Origin of the sequence: Methylacidimicrobium cyclopophantes, assembly GCF_902143385.2 — a bacterium.
GTDB lineage: Bacteria > Verrucomicrobiota > Verrucomicrobiia > Methylacidiphilales > Methylacidiphilaceae > Methylacidimicrobium > Methylacidimicrobium cyclopophantes.
Window position 1 is genome coordinate 1 of sequence record NZ_CABFUZ020000081.1, and the last position, 16,808, is coordinate 16,808.

Consider the following 16,808-nt stretch of genomic DNA (forward strand, 5'->3'; position numbering starts at 1 on the left):
TGCGGCGGGCTCAGCTACGTGCACTCGAAGGCAGGCCGTACCAGAAGCTGCTTGAGGAGATCACCCAGAGTCTCGTTCCACAGGCCGGCCAACTCCGCCATCCGCTTCTCAATCCGCGCCCCGTTTGCCGGCGCGGGGTGCTGGTCATTGCGACCGACAAGGGCCTTTGCGGGCCTTTGAACACCAATCTGTTTCGAGAGCTTTTCCGCCGGCACGGACCGGATCGGATTTATGTCAGCGTTGGTCGGAAGGCGAGGAGCTTTCTTGCCGGTTTGCCGAGCCCCTCGGGGGAAAGCCTCTTGGCAGCCGACTTCGAATTGCGCGACAACCTCACGTTTCGGGAGAGCAAGCGGATCAGTCGTTTCCTTTTGGACAAGTTTTCCTCCGGGGAGATCGACGCGATCGATATCGCCCATTCTCATTTCGTCAACGCCTTGGTGCAGACGGTCGTAATTCGCCCTCTCGTTCCCCTTGCGTCGGATGTTTTGGCGCAGAAGGAGTCGGCAGCCGCTCCAACCGTTCCGGACAATTTCGAGCCTTCTCCGGAGGAGCTGCTCGAGGCACTTTTGCCCTTTTTCGTCGATTGGAATGTTTATCAGGCGATTCTCGACAGCCTCGCGTCGGAGCACAGTGCGCGCATGATCGCGATGAAGAATGCCACCGAAAATGCCAAGCAGCTCGTCGCTGATTTGACTCTCGAATACAACAAGGCGCGTCAGGAGGGTATCACGCGTGAAATCCTGGAAATCGCCACGGCGCAAATTGCGCTCGAGTGAGCTTCTACGCAGATAGGAGAAATCGTTCATGAGCACAGGCAAAATCGTTCAAGTCATCGGTCCTGTCGTGGACCTGGAATTTCCGGAAGAAAGCGTTCCGGCGATTTATAACGCTTTGGTGGTTCGTTTCGAAAGAGAGGGGGCGCCCATCACGCTCACTCTCGAGACCCAGCAGCATCTCGGAGAGGGGTGGGTCCGCGCGGTGGCCATGTCGAGCACCGACGGGCTTCGGCGCGGCATGGAAGCGGAAGATACGGGTCAGCCGATTTCCGTCCCTGTCGGACCGGCTGTGCTTGGGCGGATTTTCAACGTCTTGGGGGAACCGGTCGACGAGCGCGGCCCGGTTGCCGCGACGAAGCGCTATCCCATCCACCGGAGAGCACCCGATCTCGCATCCCAGAGCACCAAGGCGGCGATCCTCGAAACGGGGATCAAAGTGATCGACTTGATCTGCCCCTTCCTCCGAGGAGGGAAAGCGGGCGCCTTCGGAGGCGCCGGCGTCGGCAAGACGGTTGTAATCATGGAGTTGATCAACAACATCGCCAAGGCGCACGGAGGGTTTTCCGTCTTTGCCGGCGTCGGCGAAAGAACTCGTGAAGGGAACGACCTATACAACGAGATGGCGGAGGCCAAGGTAATCAACCTCGAGAATCTCTCCGAATCGAAAGTCGCCTTGGTCTATGGACAGATGAACGAGCCGCCCGGGGCCCGGCTGCGCGTAGGCCTTTCCGCCCTGTCGATGGCGGAATATTTCCGGGACGAAATGAACCAAGACGTCCTGCTCTTCATCGATAACATCTTCCGTTTTTCCCAGGCCGGCTCAGAAGTGTCGGCTCTTTTGGGGCGCACTCCGAGTGCGGTCGGCTACCAGCCGACGCTCGCCTCGGAGATGGGGGCGCTTCAGGAGCGTATCACGTCGACCCGAACCGGCTCGATCACTTCTTTCCAGGCCGTCTACGTGCCCGCCGACGACCTCACCGATCCGGCCCCGGCGAACACCTTCGCGCACCTCGATTCTACGATCGTTCTGGAGCGCTCGATTGCCGAGCAGGGGATTTATCCGGCGGTCGATCCGCTGGCGTCAACTTCGAAGGCGCTTGCTGCGGATATCGTGGGAGAGGAGCATTACAACGTAGCCCGAGGGGTACAGCGCGTTCTTCAGCGGTACAAGGATCTGCAGGACATCATTGCGATTCTCGGAATGGATGAGCTCTCTCCGGAAGACAAGCAGACGGTCTATCGAGCGCGGAAGATTCAACGCTTCCTGAGCCAGCCGTTTCACGTTGCCGAAGTTTTCACCGGGACAAAAGGAGAGTATGTATCGGTTGCGGAAACGATTCGAGGATTCCGAGAAATTCTCGATGGGAAGCACGATGAGGTGCCCGAAGGGAACTTCTACATGAAGGGGACGATCGACCAGGTTGTCGCAGGCGGCAAATGAGCCAACTTCACGTTGACATCGTCACTCCCGAAGGGGTTCGCCTCGCGCAAGATGTGGATATGGTGACCCTTCCCGGGCAGGAAGGGGAAATGGGGGTCTTCCCCAACCACGAGCCCCTGATCACGCGGATCGTGCCGGGCGAGCTCATCCTGCAATCGGGAGGAGAGCGCAAGGTGCTGGCGGTAGGCGAAGGGTTTGTGAGGATTTCCGCCGAACGTGTCACGCTCCTTTCCGATATGGCCCTCTATGAGGAAGAGATCGAGGAGGCGAAAGTAGCGGAAGCCGTCGAGCGGGCGCAGCAGGCTCTGCGTCGAAAGGAGCTTGGCGAAGAGGAGCAGGCTGCCACGGCGGCTCTTCTGGCCCGATCTCTGGCTCAGCTCAAGGTGAAACGCCGGCACCGTTCGGCTTAGCGCCCGTGTCCGCCCCGCTCAGTCTGGTGGATGTACAGGTAATCGGAGCCGAATTGGCCATCCGTTGGAATGATGGAAGAGAGAGTTTCCTCCGGTTGGAGAACCTTCGGCGTAACTGCCCCTGCGCCCTTTGCCAGGGGGAAAGCAGTGCGACCAAAACGTATGCCCCGGCGCCGAAAGCCTTTTCTCCGGAGAGCTTCCTCGTCCGTTCCCTCCAGCCCGTCGGAGGATATGCGCTCCAAATCGTCTGGGGGGATGGTCATGCAACCGGCATCTATCCTTTTTCCTATCTCCTCTCCCTAGCGGAAGAACCGTCGCCCGGGTAGCCCGGCGCCTCGATGCTCTCCCGGGAGGGCTCGGGGCGAGCGCTTGCGCCCCTTCGCTACTCCTCCTATGCTTCTTGCGAAAGCCGTGCAACCGCCAGCCCCGCCTTCCCATCTTCTCCACGCGATTCTCTCGGTCGTGGAGGAGCTGCCCTCCCGACTTCTCGTCGGAGTTTCCGGAGGCCTCGACTCCTGCGTTCTCCTCGATGCACTGGTCCTGTCCGGGAAGCGGCCGATCGTTCTCCACTTCGATCACGGGTGGCGTCCCGAAAGCGGCGAAGATGCCGCCTTCGTCGGCCGCTTGGCGGCATCGTACGGATTGCCCTATCGGCAAGAGAAGGCGCCTTCGGCTGCTCGAGATTCCGAGGCAGCGGCAAGGAGAGAGCGGTACGATTTCTTCGCGCGAGCCTCCCGTTCCTTGGGTTGCTGCGACCTGGCATTGGCCCATCACGCGGACGATCAAGTGGAAACTCTTCTTTTGCAGCTTTTGCGCGGCGGCGGAACGCACGCACGGGGCATGCGCGAGTTCGAGCTGCGGAATGGCTTGCGCCTCCATCGACCTCTTCTCTGGATCGAACGAAAGGAGATGCGAGAATATGCAAAAGCTCGAAATCTCTCCTGGCGCGAAGACCGATCCAATCAGGATTGCCGCTATCTCCGGAACCGGGTCCGCCATGAATTGATTCCTTTTTTGGAGGAGCGTTTTTCTCGCCATGCGCGTCGTGCGCTGCTTCGCTTCTGCCGAGTCCGAATTGACGAAGAGGAATGGATGACCGGACTGGTTCGTCAAAGGGCCGAGGAGGAGGGACTTTCGGTCGTGGAGTTGCGAAATGCCCCGGTCGCCGAGCAGCGGCGGTGGATTCATCTATGGCTGCGTCGGCGGGGCGTACCCGACGTTTCCCTTGCCGACGTCGAATCGGTACGCTGGCTCGCTTCCGAGCCGCGGGGAGGCAAGCAGCTTTCCTTGGGCGGAGGGTGGAAAGCGATTCGGTCGGACGGAGCGATTTCTCTTAGACGGAAAGAGGAGGGAGAGCCATGCGTCTCAATCAATTCTTAGCTCGCTGCGGCCTCGGATCCCGCCGGGGGGTGGAACGACTGATCCTCGAGGGCAGAGTAACCGTCAACGGTTCGATACAAAATCGGCTGGCCAAGCATGTCGAGGAGGGAGACGCGGTTGCCCTCGACGGCCGCCCCGTACGCCCGTCGTCCAGCCTGACCGTTCTCCTGCACAAGCCGAGAGGGTTCCTCTGCACTTCCTTCGATCTTCGGGGGAGGCAAACCGTCTACGATCTATTGCCTCCGCGCTGGAGAAATTTGCGCTACGTCGGTCGTCTCGACCGGGATAGCGAAGGGCTTCTGCTCTTCACGAGCGACGGTAGCCTTATCCAACGACTGGCCCACCCGCGCCATCAGATACCGAAGGTCTACGAGGTAGAATGCAACGCTCCTGCCGATGTTTCCAGAATCGCGATCCTCCTTCGCGGATGCCGCTTGCAAGGACGTGTTGTCTCCCTGGATTCCTTCGAGCTCCTCGGCTCCCGGCGCGTTCGGGTCGTGGTCCATCAAGGGCTCAAGCGTCAAATCCGGCTCATGTTCCAATCCATCGGATACGAGGTAGTTCGGCTCGTGCGCGTCGGCTATGGCCCCCTCTCTCTCGGCTCGCTTGGCAGCGGGCGATACCGACTCCTCTCGGGAGCCGAGATTGCAGCCCTCCTGCAGCCCTCGTTCCCCGCTCGGCCGGAGAGCCGAGCGCGCCGCCGGAGCCATTCGGTATGAATGCCCCCACTCCCCCTTGGGGAGGGCGTTTCCAAGAGACGCCCGACGCCCTGCTTCGACGATTTTCCGAATCGGTCAGCTTCGACCGGCGTCTCTACCGGCACGATATACGCGGGAGCATTGCTCACGCGACGATGTTGCGGGAAGCGGGCCTACTCAGCGCCGAAGAAGAGGAAGAAATCGTGTCTGGACTACGGGCGATCGAGGAAGAGATCGCCACGGGGGTCTTCCGTTGGTCGACCGATTGGGAAGATCTTCACATGAACATCGAGCGCGCTCTGATCACGCGCACTCCCGCGGGAGCGAAATTGCATACGGGCCGCAGTCGCAATGATCAGATTGCCACGGCCTTACGGCTCTGGCTGAAGGAGGAGATCGATTCCGACCGGGAGGCGGTTCGGGCGCTTCAGCGGGCGCTCGTCGATTGGGCGGAGCGCGATTGCGACGTTCTGCTTCCCGGCTATACCCACCTCCAGCGGGCGCAGCCGGTCTTGCTCGCTCACCATCTGCTCGCCTACGTGGAAATGCTCTCCCGCGACTCGGATCGCCTTTTCGAGAGCCGGCGGAGGACAGATGTGCTTCCGCTCGGAAGCGGTGCGCTCGCCGGAAGCACTCTCCCGCTTGACCGTCGGCGCGTAGCGGAGCTGCTCGATTTCTCGGATGTAGCGCACAACTCCATGGATGCGGTGAGCGACCGCGACTTTGTCGTGGAGTATCTCTCCGCTCTTGCCCTATTGGGCGTCCACCTTTCCCGATTTGCCGAAGACTTGATTCTCTGGTCGACCAGCGAGTTTGGGTTTGTCTCGCTTCCGGAGGCGTTCACCACCGGCTCGAGCTTGATGCCACAAAAAAAGAACCCGGATTCCCTTGAGCTCGTCCGCGGGAAAGCGGCGCGCCTTTCCGGAAACCTTCTTTCGCTTCTAGTGCTCCTGAAGGGTCTCCCTCTTACCTACAACCGCGATTTGCAGGAAGATAAGGAGCCTCTTTTCGACAGTGCCGACACCATCCTAGGGTGTCTTCGGATCCTGGCGGCGCTGATCCCCGGGATTGTCGTCCACCGAGATCGATGCGAGCAAGCCGCGTCCGATCCCGGTCTCCTTGCCACCGATCTAGTCGACTGGCTCGTCGAGCATGGAATGCCCTTTCGTGAGGCGCATCATGCGGTCGGCCGATTGATTGCCTTCTCCGAATCGAAAAACGTCCCCCTTTCCCGATTATCTGCGGAAGAGATCGCCCCGGTCCATCCCGACCTTCCTGAAGCGTGGCCTCTCCTCTGGAACCCTCGGGCCGCCTTGGAGAGGAGACAGACCGAGGGCTCCTGCCGCCCGACTTTCGTTCGGAAAGAGATCGAAAGGTGGCGCAGGGAATTGCATTCGGAAGCTTCGTAGTCCTTACGGCGCCCGGCGTGCCCCGATGCTGAGGGATCGAAAAACCCCTCAGGAACGGCCGATCTCCGATGCCGAGATCGGAGCGGCCTCTCCTTTGCCATCGCCTCTTCGCTGCCACGCAGCCCATCCGCACCAGAGCACGAACAGGAATTGAGCTAGGGCAAAGGCCGCTACGGGACCGACCGCTCCGCTGCCGAATCCATAGCTATGGAGCCCCTTGCCGAGGACGAAGTTTACACCGTACCAAGCCATCAAGACGCTCAGGAAGCAGAGTACGGAGCCGGCGGCGAGACCCAGCTCGCCCCACCAGCCGGCGATGCGTCCGTGGAGGAGGGCCAAGTAGCAGAGGAGGGCAACCAGCGCCCAGGTTTCCTTCGGATCCCAATCCCAAAAGCGTCCCCAGGAATAATTGGCCCAGACTGCACCGAGGACGACCCCAGTCGCGAGAAAGAAGACCCCGATTTGGAGACAGCGGTAGATATACTGCGCCAGAACGTGTTCCCCCCGCTTCCTTCCGGAACCGAGGCGCAACCAGCGCCATAGATAAAGATCTCCCAATCCGAGGGCCAAGCCGAATGCCGCATAGCTTAAGGTGACGCTCAAGACGTGGACCGTAAGCCAAAAATTATTCCGGAGAACTGGGACCAACGGTTGGAGGGAGGGGTCGAATATCAGAGGTTGTGTCTGGACGAAAAGGAGGCAGAGAACCGCGATCGGCATGGCCGCAAGGAGGAGATAACGGGATCGGTAGATCGCTTCCAAGACAAGGGCGAAAAACACGACGCCGAAAGCGACCCAAATGATCGACTCGTACATGTTTGTAACGGGAGGTCTGCCGGCCAAGACGATGCGGCAGGCGAAGCCGTAGATTTGGAAGAGAAAGCCGGCCAACGCCAATGCCCAGCCGAGACCGTAGCCGATCCGTCTCCCCCAAGCTGCGGTCAGGGCAAGGGAGATCGCGGAGGCGGCATAGCAGATCCAGGCCCACTGCCAAGGGCGAAGCTCGCGGTAGGTCTCTTCGAAACGGAGCTTGCCGGCGTCCGGATATCGGGACGGATTGAGACTACGCAATTCCTGGGCAAGGGCCGAGGCGGCCATACCGGCTTCGCGTTGATTCTTCGAGAGGACGGCGGCGCGCATCCGCTCCCAGAGCAGATCCAACTTGGCCGTGACTTCCGGCGGATAGGCCGCCTTCGCTTCGGGAAGCGAAAGCCACCGGCCGTCCGTTCCCTCGGGCTCCGGCACGATTGTCAGGGCCTCTCCCGAAACGATGCGCGAAAAAAGATCCATGCGTTCCGTGAGCCCGCGTAACGCCCGCTCCAGCCGAGCTTGAGGCGAATCCTGAGCGTCGCCCGCCGTCTCGCGGGCTCCGAGCCGCAGCGTAAGTGCGCGCAAGGCTTGGTTGCCTTTCAGCTCGTCGAAGGAGAAGCGCGTGCGCGAGGCCGGCAGTCCCAGCGCCTCCCGCAGAAGCGGCTCGCCGACCAGAAGGATCGGCTCTTTCTCCCATCCCTCCGGAGAGAGCCAAAGGGAAAGCAAGAGGGGTAGGGACTCCATCTTTCCTCGATTGGGCAAAACCAAGCTCTGCTTTCCGGAAAGAAGGAGACAGCTTTCGCTTGCGAAGCTCGTCAGGGGTTTCTTTCTTCCATGATCCTGAACGGCAATCTGTGCAAAGTCCCGTTCCCAGCCGGTTTGGGCCGCCGCGTCCGGAGAGCAGAGGATCCGCAGAAAGAAAAACCAGGAGAGAGAGAGGAAAACCGCACGCATCAATTGCCGAGACAATAATCTTCTCGTATATAGTATGCAATCTCCCGAACGAGAGAGATTCGTTTCGCAAATGGGCAAGCCCTCCGTCGCCGTCGGCCTTCGAAAGATACTGCTGGTATCGCGAGGCTTGCCTTCCCCCGCATGAGGGTTGGCGCAAAGCAGGCCGAATTCCTTCTTTCCCATGATCCAATCGTCGTTCTCTTCGATTGAAGAAGCCCTCGACGAGCTTCGCCGAGGCAAGTTGCTGATCGTCGTCGACAACGAGGATCGGGAGAACGAAGGGGACTTCATCGCTTCCGCGGAGCTCTGCTCGCCGGAGACGATCAACTTTATGGCGCAGCATGGCCGGGGGCTGATTTGCGTTCCGATCACTCATGAACGGGCGGATCAACTCAACTTGCCTTGGATGGTTGCGCCGCAGCAGAATACAGCGCTTCAGGGGACTCCCTTTACGGTTTCGGTCGACTACACGATCGGCACCACCACCGGAATTTCGGCGGCCGATCGAGCCAAAACGGTCCGCGCCTTAGCCGATCCGCATGCGGCACCGGCTCACTTTTGTCGTCCGGGTCATATCTTCCCCCTCCGCGCGGCTGAGGGAGGGGTACTGCGCCGGGCCGGCCACACCGAGGCCGCCGTCGATCTCATGCGTCTGGCCGGCCTTTTCCCGGCCGGAGTGCTGGTAGAAATCTTGAATCCCGATGGAACGATGGCCCGGGTGCCCGATCTCCTGCGGGTGGCTTCTGAGTTTCAGCTGAAGATCGTCACGATCAAAGATCTGATCGCCCATCGATTGCGGAACGAGTCCCTGGTGGAAAAGGCCATCACGGTCTCTCTGCCGACCGTCTTCGGCGAGTTTTCTCTGACCGCCTTTCGCGACGTGCTGAGGGGCGACGAGCATCTGGCGCTGACGAAGGGGAACTGGTCTCCGGAGGAAGCCGTGCTCACCCGAGTGCACTCTCAATGCCTCACGGGAGACGTGTTTCACTCCCTACGCTGCGATTGCGGAGAGCAGCTCGCCCTTGCCTTAGCGCGAATCGAGCGGGAAGGGAAAGGCATTCTCCTCTACCTAAGGCAAGAAGGCAGGGGGATCGGTCTGCTGAACAAGCTCAAAACTTACAAGCTGCAAGAGGCCGGACTCGACACCGTAGAGGCGAACATCGCTCTTGCGTTTGCTCCGGACAACCGGGATTACGGAATCGGCTGCCAGATTTTGCGTGCCTTAGGCGTGCATCGCCTACGGCTCTTGACGAACAATCCGGTCAAGCGTATCGGGATCGAAGGATATGGTCTGGAGATCGTGGAGCGGATTCCTCTCCATGGGGAGCCGAATCATTATAACCGCCGATACCTGCAAGCCAAGGTGGACAAACTCGGCCATCTCATCCCGAGCGAACTACTCAACGGAACTCCTTCGGGAAAACGACCGATCGATGGTTGAGCCTCAGCCCCCGGCCCCGTGCCGTCCGTTCCGGAGCCATCCGGCGCGCTGGCTCGGATTTGCGGTTCTGTCGACATTTTTGCTGATGAGCGAGCCCGCCTTGACGGCGGCGCAAGAGGCCGCCCAGCAGGAGTGGATCGTGATCAGCGGAGGACCGGCGCTTCGATTTTTCGAGCACGGCAAAGCCGATTCCCACGACAAGTATTGGGGCAACTTCATAAGGGCCGCCGTGGCACGACTCGAACAGTTGCAGCTGCAAGCGGAGGGAAAGTCGGGGGTGACCATCTCCTGGCTCGTCTATCGTCCAGCCTATGCGTCCCGCAGCCGAGAGGAACGGCTCGACATCCTTCCGAAGATCGTCGACCAAGCCAACGTACTGAAGATCCCTCTCTACTGGTTCGACACCACCGAACAGCTCATCAACTATCTGAACGCGGGACATGATCGGAAGGTCATGCCCATCGGCAGCTTGGATTACTTCGGCCATTCGAACCGGGCCTGCCTGATGTTCGATTACAGCACCTATTTCGATAACATGTCGAAGGAATGCCTCCATGAAAAAGACCTGGGTCAGATCCAACGAAAGGCGTTTCTCCGCCGGGCGGCCGTCAAAAGTTGGGGCTGTCATTCGGGAGAGGACTTTTCTCAATGGTGGAAGAGGAGGTTTGGAGTTCCGATGGTCGGCGCCGTAGGGCGAACGGACTATGCCACGGCGAGCCTGCCGTATTTGTCTAAGGGAGCGAAATGGGCTCAATGATTCCGGCGGGGGGCGCTTCCGAGCTTTCCCCTCCGGCAGGCCTTGCAAACGGGCCCGCTCCGGTTCCGCTCGGTTCTCGATTCTCGGGATTTCTCTTCTTGTGGCGCCGCTCTCTCCCGCTCGGCACCCTTTCGTTCTGCCTCGTTTCCCTACTGCCGCTGCACGCCGAGGAGCCGCCTCCGCAGGTTTCCTCCCAGCCTCCGCCGCCTCTCTCGGCTTCCCCGAGCCCCAATGAGGCGCCGGCGGTACCCGCTCAGCCCGTCCGCCCCGTGTCCCAACAAGCTCCAGAGCCCTTGAATCCGCCGCCGGGAGTCAGAATCGAAGAGTTCATTGGGCATCGTTCCTACGACAAGGATGGCAGCGGATGGGGTTGGGTCAAACGCGTGAATGAGCCCTGGTCGGCGGCCAGATGGGTGGTCTTCGAGGAAACTCCCGGGGGCGTCGTCGCTCCTTGGCGACTGCTCAATAAAAAGCGGACGGCCGACAACGACTTTGAATACCGGCTTCGCGGTTATTTGGCTCCGTTTTCCGTCTATGACCCCCATACGGACGAGTTTCTCGCAGTGTTCGTACCCGAAAGCGTGGAGCCGATGGGCCCTGCCGCGCCTCCTCCGGAACATCCCGGCCCCCCTCCGCATCGAGTGCGCCTCCCCGACTCGTCCTCTCCGGTCTCCGTGTCGGACCCGAACATTCAGCCGCCCGACGCTCTCCGATGAGTGTCGGCCGGTCGAGCGGCTTCCTGCCCCGGATCTTCCTTCTTGGCCCAACTTCCATCTGGCTGCTGGACGTACTCTCCCGGGAAGGCGTCGTCCCTCCACCGTTCCCCGTAGCGCGCTTCGATTCGAGTCAGGCTTTTCTCTTCTTTCTTGGCTTCGGTCGAATAGAGGAGATAACGAGCGCGATTCTCTTCCTCCACGATTCGGTCCACATAGGAACGGTAGACGCTCTCCTCGGGTTCCTTCAGAATCTGAAGATAGCCGTTCCTCGTCTCCCCGACGATGTGCGCATTCTTCAAGGCCTGCACCTCCGACATATGGATTCGCCGCTTCTGCTGCAGGTTCGCTGCAGCGGCTCCGTCTCTCGACTGCAACGGAGGACTGCGAATCTCCGTATCGACGTCCACGTCGAAGAGCAGGGGGTTGGGAGAGGAGAGGCGGACTTGGGCGCATGAGCCCAAGGCGGCCACCGAGCAAACCAGGAAGAGCATTTTGCCGACCCGCATCGGGCTAGCTCGCTCTCCGAGAAAGCGGCCATGCCTTACCGCATTCCACGAGGGAGAAATTGGTGTCGTAGTCGGCTCCAGAGGTGGACAAAGACCGGAGAAAAGCGAGCTGGACCGACGAGAAGCTCCTGATCCAAATCGCGAATTTCCAGGAAACGCCCTTCGGAAATCTCTCCCGGATGGAGACAAAAGGGTCCGTCGGACTGCGCCTGGTAGACCCAAATGAATTCATTTCCAGTCTCCTGCTTGGCGGCGAGCTTGCAGACCGGGCGGAGAGGAATGGGATCCGTGATGCCCAATTCCTCGCCCAGCTCTCTCCAGGCTGCCTGATCGTATGTTTCCCCCGCAAGGACATGCCCGCTGCAAGAAGAGTCCCAAAGCCCGGGATTGAGGTCCTTCGTGAGCGAACGCTTTTGCAAAAAGAGCTCTCCGCGCGCATTGAAAACGAGCGTATGAACCGCTCGATGGCGCAGCCCGTAACGATGGACCCAGGAGCGCGGCTTGCGACCTACTACCCGATCCGTAACATCCACGATGTCGAAGAGCTCGAGAAGGGCATTCATTCGTCGGTCCGCGTCTCTCCTTTCCTGCTCTTTTTCGTTTTTTCCGGCAAAATTCCCCTGTCTGGTCACTCCGGCTCTGCCCCGTTGCTCCCTCCGCTTTCCGAAAGGGACCATCGCGCCCGCTCAGCCGCTGCCCGATCGGTTGGTCCCATTGGATGAGCTCTCCCTGCGACGTCGTTCGTCCAAGCGTCGCAGGGCGCCTTGTAGGCGAGCCAGAGAAGGAGAGAGAGGCACCTCTTCGTCAGGGGGCACGGAAGGGCTTCTCGCTGGATTGGTTCCCAAAGGCACGGCTCTGGCCGGAGAGGCGGGAGGGGAAGGAGATGCCGTTGTGGCTACTTCCACCACGACCGTTGGCCTCTCCGTCGGGGTTGGCGGTTGCAAAGGAGAAAAGTTCCAGAGCCGAACCGCTATCCCGCAGATCACGGCGCCAAGCGTAGCAAGAAAGAGGGTGCATAGAGGAAGTGTGAGACCGACAAAGAAAAAGGTCACGACGGAGACGAGGACGGTGCCGCCGAAGAGCGCGCCGATCGCCGGGAGTGCGCCGACGGCGGGCAACCGGACGAAGAGCCGGGCTCCCCAAAGGCAGAGAGCAAAAGCCATTGCGGCCGCGACGAACCAAGGAAGAGGACGGACGAACTCTCCTTCGACGATCTGCCGGGAGATCTGCATCTGGAGTTCTACCGGCGTCATTTTCCCCAGCGGCGTAGCCAATTTCGGGACGATGGCACCGTCCGTAACCCCGATCCACACCTGTCGGCCGGAAGCGGCGGCAGCTCATCATCGCTGAGCTGCCCACGGATTGCCTGATCGGCATAAACCAGATAGCTATCGAAATCGACGCGCGGGATCGTCTCGGGCGATCGGCGATAGCGGAGGGTGATCCGTCCTTGGGCATCCACCGGGATCGTGCGGATTCGCTTCCCCTGCCGGTCTCGAAGAACGATCGCATGGCCGAGGCGCACGCTCGTTTTCGCTAAGTCCGCTCCGAGGTAGACCGCGGCCGCCTGCAAGGACAAGGAGGGGACGAGAGCGTCCTTTACACGGAATACGAGCGGCAAAGAGCGAACCTCTCCAGAGCCGACATCCAGATTGGCGAGCCCTACCGAGCCCTCGCTGGCAAAGGGTCCTCCGGGCCAAATGACCGAACGGTACTCCGTCAGGGTGCCCAGCCTCGGCGAGCCCGAGAGCCGTACCGCTCCCGCGGGGAGGGGCTCCCCCTGCTTTTCCTCCAGCAGCGCATCCCCGGCGAAACAGACGTGGTCGACGCGGTGGACGAGAGAGGCAAAAGTCTGATCGAAGGAACTCATCTTCGCCCCTTTCTCGCTCAAGAGAACCTCGAAGACGACGCTTTGCGGGAGCTGCGCCACCAATCCACGGAGGCAAAGGGCGTATTCGAGCCGAGGCCATGGCCAAGGACGGTCAGCCGGAATATGCTCGATGGCGATGAGGGCGAAATGGCGGCTTTTCGAATCGGACGGGGGGAGATCTTCCCATCGGGTGATCATTTCTTCCCACTCCGAAAAGAGTCCCTCGTAGGCGAAGACCGCCAAGATGACGGACCAGAGCAAAGCGAGCAGCCCTGCAAGCTGCAATCTCTTTTTTTCCGTCCGCCGCCATGCGGTTTCGGCGGAAGTGGAAACGCCGTCGTCAGTCTGCGTCTGGCTGCTTGTCTCTTTCACGTTCCTGTTCCGCACGAACCATTCTTTCCGACTCTCTTTGCCACTGCCGGACTCGACCCTTCAGCGCGCGAGCCTCCTTTCTCATCTCGGCCAGGCGCGCCCGAAGCCAAGCCTCGACCTTGGGTCCCACGGTTGTCTCCCAGCCTTTCCGACCGCAGCCCCATGCAGGATCTTTTCGATAGTTCCGCAATTCTTGCAGAGAGCGTAGCAGGGTTTTCTCCGCTCGACCCACTCTTTCCGCAAGGCAGGAGAGAGGCTCCTTCTCTCCCGGTGTGCTGTCATTCCCCAAGCAAAAGGATTCCAGGAGCTCCAGGTCCCCCGTCTGGTAGGCGAGCTGAACGGCCCTCCACTGTTCCATTCGTCTCGTATCGCCGTTGCCGTTTACATCGGGATGGAGCCTTCTTGCCAGGATCCGATATGCCTTCTTTAAACGGCGTTTCTTTTCCGCGATCGCGCCGCCGTCGCAGAGTCCCGAACCCAAACGTTCGTCCGGCGGATCCTTTTTCGCCTCTCTCGACTCTGGCTCCTGCGCCGGCCGCTGCGAGCGGCGCTTTTCCAACACCTTGCGATAGGCCAAGGCCGGCCCTTGCCCTTTGAGCCAACTCATCGACTCGACTTCGAAGACAAGCCACCGCAACTCGTGGAGATACCCCCCTTCGCGGGCGATCTCGCGAGTCAGTTCCGGAAAGTGCTTTTCGGTCCAGACATGGAAACGCTCGCGTTCGCGGGAGAGGAATCGGTGGATGCGCTCTTGCGCCCGTCCGAGCCGCTGCTGGATCCGCCGGTAGCGCTCCTCCCAATTTCTCCGGATCGATTGCTCCTCGACGAGCAAGAGCGAGCGACAGGGTGGGGAATACGAGGGCGAGGGCCAACTTCGGTATCGGGACCGCCGCAAAGACGAGCCGCCGTTATGCAAGTTTTCTGGATCCTCCTTCCTGCCAACCTAGACCGAAGATCTCCATTCTCGAAAGAGAAGATCGGCTCGTGCGGCCATTCGGGGATCGGAAAAGAGCCGATCGCCGACGATGGCGACGCCCCGAGGAGGGTTAGGGGGTGATTTCGAAGATTGCCATCCTGCCATGAGAGCCACGGTCTCCGTACGCGGTCCGTTTGACGGGAAAGCGGCGAACGCGCATGCTCACTCCAGATTATGGAAAGCTTCGGCTTGGTCAACTATTTTGCCTCCGCCGGTCTGCTCTACGCTTTTGAGAAGGCGACTCCGGCGAGCAAACTGATCCTGCTCCTGCTCGTTCTTGCTTCTTCGCTGAGTTGGACGGTCATCATCGTAAAGCTCGGCCAGCTCCGTTTCGCCCGCCGTCAGACCCATCGTTTTCTCCAACGATTGCGTGCTGGAGACTGGTATCTCCCATTTGTCAACCAAGAGCGATTTTCTGGATCGCCCGAGCATGCCATCTATTCTTCCGCCTTTCGCGAGCTCCTCCGTCAAGCCTATCCTCCCTCGCGCCACGGAGATCCACCGCTCGAAAAACTGCTCCCCGGAATTTCGGTCAAGCCGGCGGCCATGAAAGCGGTCCAGGGAGCGATCGAACGTGAGATCGGCATTCAAGGATTGCTCCTGGAAGAGCAGATGGTGCTTTTGGCGACGGCCGCATCCGGCGCCCCCTTCCTTGGCCTTTTGGGGACGGTTTGGGGGGTCATGGACGCATTCAGCGACATCGCGATCGTGGGAAAGGCGTCCCTCGCGGCCATGGCGCCGGGAGTTTCCGGCTCTCTCATCTGCACGGTAACCGGTCTTCTGGTGGCGATCCCGGCTCTTTTCGCCTACAATTTTCTCGTTGCGACCATTCGTTCTCATACCATACGGATGGAGAATTTTGCGGCGGAGTTGCAGAGCGAGTTGGAGCGATCTTTCCTGGAGCCCGAGCTATGAAACGCTTTTCCGAGAGGACGTCGGCGCGAGGCTTTGCCGAGCTCAACGTGACTCCGATGCTCGACTTCGCCTTCACTCTCCTAGTGATCTTTCTGATTACCACACCGCTCCTGGAAAGCGGAATCGACGTTTCTCTTCCACAAGCGGCCCCGAATCGTCGGTCTCCCGACCCACGATCCGTCCAGACTCTCACGGTGACGGGGAAGGGGAGCCTCTTTTGGAATCGCGAGCCGATTACGATCGCGCAGCTTCCCGCCAAAGTAGCGGAGGCCCTTCGTGGTCAACCGGATCTCGCGGTGGCGGTTCGAGCCGACCGAGACCTTCGGTACCAAGACCTGGTCACCGTCTTCGATACCCTGCAGGCCGGCGGGGTTCCCCAAGTGGCTCTGGTCCATACCGATGAGCCGTCGGGAGATCTTCCTGCCCGCCCTTGACGCGGCGCTCCTTCTGCCTTCAGTATAAGAGACACCGTGCCGCGCGACTCGATCCCCCGCGAACGATCGCTCCCCGCCGTGGAGTCATCCCAGGTTCGGTCCTTTCGGCGAACCTATCCTTTGGTCGCCTTTGGCCATTTACTCGCGCTGCTTCTTCTCCTCTTGATCACCAAGTTCGTCGCGACCCGGCCCGCTTCTCCGGGCTTCTTTTCTCCCGTGTCCGTGGGCAATCCGCAGGGGGGCTCCTTGCCGACGCCTCTCTCTTCTTCCTCGCCGCCCCATTCCGCAACGCGAACGCCCCCGGCGGTGACTGAGATAGAAAGGTCCTCCAAGGCCGTTTCGTCGCCGAGCAAGGCCGATTCCATCCCTAGCAAGCCGGCATCGGTCTCTCCCCAGAAAAAGCATATCGAGGCCGTTCGGAAATCGCCCGTTCGTCCGAATTTGGTCGAGGTCACCCGCTCGCTTCCCATCGGATCGGCTGCGGCCAAGCCGCCTGCAATGGTCCCTCATCGCGCCGCCGAGGCGGTGAAATCGAGCGGGTCTCCACGCAATCCGAGCGGAGCCGGAGAAGCAAATGCTTCCTCTTCCGGCTCCCCGTCATCCGGCCCGAGCTGGTATTATGCCCTCATTCGAGATCGTCTCTATGCGGCCTGGGACCAGCCTCTCCATCTAGCGGCCCAAAACCTGGTTGCAAAGGTCCAGATTTTCGTTGCCAAGGATGGCCGCATCTCTAAACCTGTCCTTCTTGGTTCATCCGGCAATGAGGAGTTCGACCGCACCGCTTTGGCAGCGGCTGATCAAGTCGAAACGGTTGGAGAGGCGCGTCCCTCCGACGTGCCGGAGACCGTTACGGTTACCTTCCGCATGGTGCGCTGATGCGCTATCTCCTCGCGGAGGAAGAACCGCACCGGGACTCCTCGTTCTCGTTCTGGTCCTTTCGTCG

19 protein-coding genes are annotated in these 16,808 nt (G+C 60.5%); 13 read left to right on the forward strand and 6 right to left on the reverse strand.

All coding sequences use genetic code 11. From position 1 onward, the window contains the following. The 7 genes from atpG to argH form a co-directional block, all read left to right on the forward strand. A partial coding sequence (gene atpG / locus FN369_RS01865; RefSeq protein WP_142524516.1) for an ATP synthase F1 subunit gamma occupies nucleotides 1-776 on the forward strand: 776 nt, incomplete at its 5' end. A 28-nt stretch (nucleotides 777-804) separates the two neighbouring features. Continuing rightward, complete coding sequence (gene atpD / locus FN369_RS01870; protein WP_142524517.1) at nucleotides 805-2,217, forward strand: F0F1 ATP synthase subunit beta; 1,413 nt, start codon at nucleotides 805-807, stop codon at nucleotides 2,215-2,217. Next, complete coding sequence (gene atpC / locus FN369_RS01875; RefSeq protein WP_142524518.1) at nucleotides 2,214-2,627, forward strand: ATP synthase F1 subunit epsilon; 414 nt, start codon at nucleotides 2,214-2,216, stop codon at nucleotides 2,625-2,627. Before atpD ends, atpC begins: the two co-directional genes overlap by 4 nt. A gap of 5 nt (nucleotides 2,628-2,632) precedes the next feature. After that, entirely contained in the window at nucleotides 2,633-2,953 is a 321-nt protein-coding gene (locus tag FN369_RS01880; protein WP_246189481.1) for a DUF971 domain-containing protein, read from the forward strand. 85 nt (nucleotides 2,954-3,038) lie between these two features. Continuing rightward, nucleotides 3,039-4,007 (forward strand): tRNA lysidine(34) synthetase TilS, encoded by a 969-nt coding sequence (tilS, locus tag FN369_RS01885; RefSeq protein ID WP_178087607.1) that lies wholly within the window; start codon nucleotides 3,039-3,041, stop codon nucleotides 4,005-4,007. Next, the gene (locus FN369_RS01890; protein WP_142524520.1) at nucleotides 3,986-4,726 is read left to right on the forward strand and encodes a pseudouridine synthase; all 741 of its coding nucleotides are present in this window, start codon (nucleotides 3,986-3,988) and stop codon (nucleotides 4,724-4,726) included. The genes tilS and FN369_RS01890 overlap by 22 nt, the downstream gene beginning before the upstream one ends. Beyond that, a complete protein-coding gene (gene argH / locus FN369_RS01895) occupies nucleotides 4,723-6,114 on the forward strand; it encodes an argininosuccinate lyase (protein WP_142524521.1) in 1,392 nt (463 codons plus the stop codon). Before FN369_RS01890 ends, argH begins: the two co-directional genes overlap by 4 nt. Before the next feature lie 48 nt (nucleotides 6,115-6,162). Here the strand turns inward: argH and FN369_RS01900 are convergent, their stop codons facing one another. Further along, complete coding sequence (locus FN369_RS01900) at nucleotides 6,163-7,893, reverse strand: cytochrome c biogenesis protein (protein ID WP_246189482.1); 1,731 nt, start codon at nucleotides 7,891-7,893, stop codon at nucleotides 6,163-6,165. A 166-nt stretch (nucleotides 7,894-8,059) separates the two neighbouring features. Between FN369_RS01900 and FN369_RS01905 the strand changes: the two genes are divergently transcribed. Genes FN369_RS01905 through FN369_RS11010 form a run of 3 tightly spaced genes read left to right on the forward strand, consistent with a single transcriptional unit; the run spans nucleotide 8,060 to nucleotide 10,792 of the window. After that, nucleotides 8,060-9,319, forward strand: a complete 1,260-nt coding sequence (locus FN369_RS01905; protein ID WP_142524523.1) for a bifunctional 3,4-dihydroxy-2-butanone-4-phosphate synthase/GTP cyclohydrolase II — start codon at nucleotides 8,060-8,062, stop codon at nucleotides 9,317-9,319. Then, nucleotides 9,312-10,076 (forward strand): hypothetical protein, encoded by a 765-nt coding sequence (locus FN369_RS01910; RefSeq protein WP_142524524.1) that lies wholly within the window; start codon nucleotides 9,312-9,314, stop codon nucleotides 10,074-10,076. The genes FN369_RS01905 and FN369_RS01910 overlap by 8 nt, the downstream gene beginning before the upstream one ends. Beyond that, a complete protein-coding gene (locus tag FN369_RS11010; RefSeq protein WP_178087608.1) occupies nucleotides 10,073-10,792 on the forward strand; it encodes a hypothetical protein in 720 nt (239 codons plus the stop codon). The genes FN369_RS01910 and FN369_RS11010 overlap by 4 nt, the downstream gene beginning before the upstream one ends. Here the strand turns inward: FN369_RS11010 and FN369_RS01920 are convergent. From FN369_RS01920 to FN369_RS01940, 5 genes are all read right to left on the reverse strand, one after another. Next, entirely contained in the window at nucleotides 10,768-11,298 is a 531-nt protein-coding gene (locus FN369_RS01920; protein WP_142524525.1) for a DUF1318 domain-containing protein, read from the reverse strand. The genes FN369_RS11010 and FN369_RS01920 overlap by 25 nt on opposite strands. Before the next feature lie 35 nt (nucleotides 11,299-11,333). Beyond that, the gene (locus FN369_RS01925; protein ID WP_142524526.1) at nucleotides 11,334-11,861 is read right to left on the reverse strand and encodes an NUDIX hydrolase; all 528 of its coding nucleotides are present in this window, start codon (nucleotides 11,859-11,861) and stop codon (nucleotides 11,334-11,336) included. Between the two features lie 123 nt (nucleotides 11,862-11,984). Further along, entirely contained in the window at nucleotides 11,985-12,551 is a 567-nt protein-coding gene (locus tag FN369_RS01930; protein WP_142524527.1) for a hypothetical protein, read from the reverse strand. Further along, nucleotides 12,548-13,540, reverse strand: a complete 993-nt coding sequence (locus FN369_RS01935; protein WP_142524528.1) for a CHASE2 domain-containing protein — start codon at nucleotides 13,538-13,540, stop codon at nucleotides 12,548-12,550. Before FN369_RS01935 ends, FN369_RS01930 begins: the two co-directional genes overlap by 4 nt. Further along, nucleotides 13,509-14,372, reverse strand: a complete 864-nt coding sequence (locus FN369_RS01940) for a J domain-containing protein (protein ID WP_142524529.1) — start codon at nucleotides 14,370-14,372, stop codon at nucleotides 13,509-13,511. The genes FN369_RS01935 and FN369_RS01940 overlap by 32 nt, the downstream gene beginning before the upstream one ends. Nucleotides 14,373-14,690: 318 nt before the next feature. On the opposite strand from FN369_RS01940, the gene FN369_RS01945 reads away from it, so the two are divergent. Genes FN369_RS01945 through FN369_RS01955 form a run of 3 tightly spaced genes read left to right on the forward strand, consistent with a single transcriptional unit; the run spans nucleotide 14,691 to nucleotide 16,741 of the window. Next, nucleotides 14,691-15,431 carry a MotA/TolQ/ExbB proton channel family protein gene (locus tag FN369_RS01945; protein WP_142524530.1) on the forward strand — a complete coding sequence of 247 codons (741 nt, stop codon included), beginning with the start codon at nucleotides 14,691-14,693 and terminating at the stop codon, nucleotides 15,429-15,431. Beyond that, on the forward strand, nucleotides 15,428-15,865 hold the full coding sequence (locus FN369_RS01950; RefSeq protein WP_142524531.1) for an ExbD/TolR family protein: 438 nt from the start codon (nucleotides 15,428-15,430) through the stop codon (nucleotides 15,863-15,865). The genes FN369_RS01945 and FN369_RS01950 overlap by 4 nt, the downstream gene beginning before the upstream one ends. Nucleotides 15,866-15,901: 36 nt before the next feature. Then, entirely contained in the window at nucleotides 15,902-16,741 is an 840-nt protein-coding gene (locus FN369_RS01955) for a TonB family protein (protein WP_150003885.1), read from the forward strand. Nucleotides 16,742-16,808: the final 67 nt, after the last annotated feature.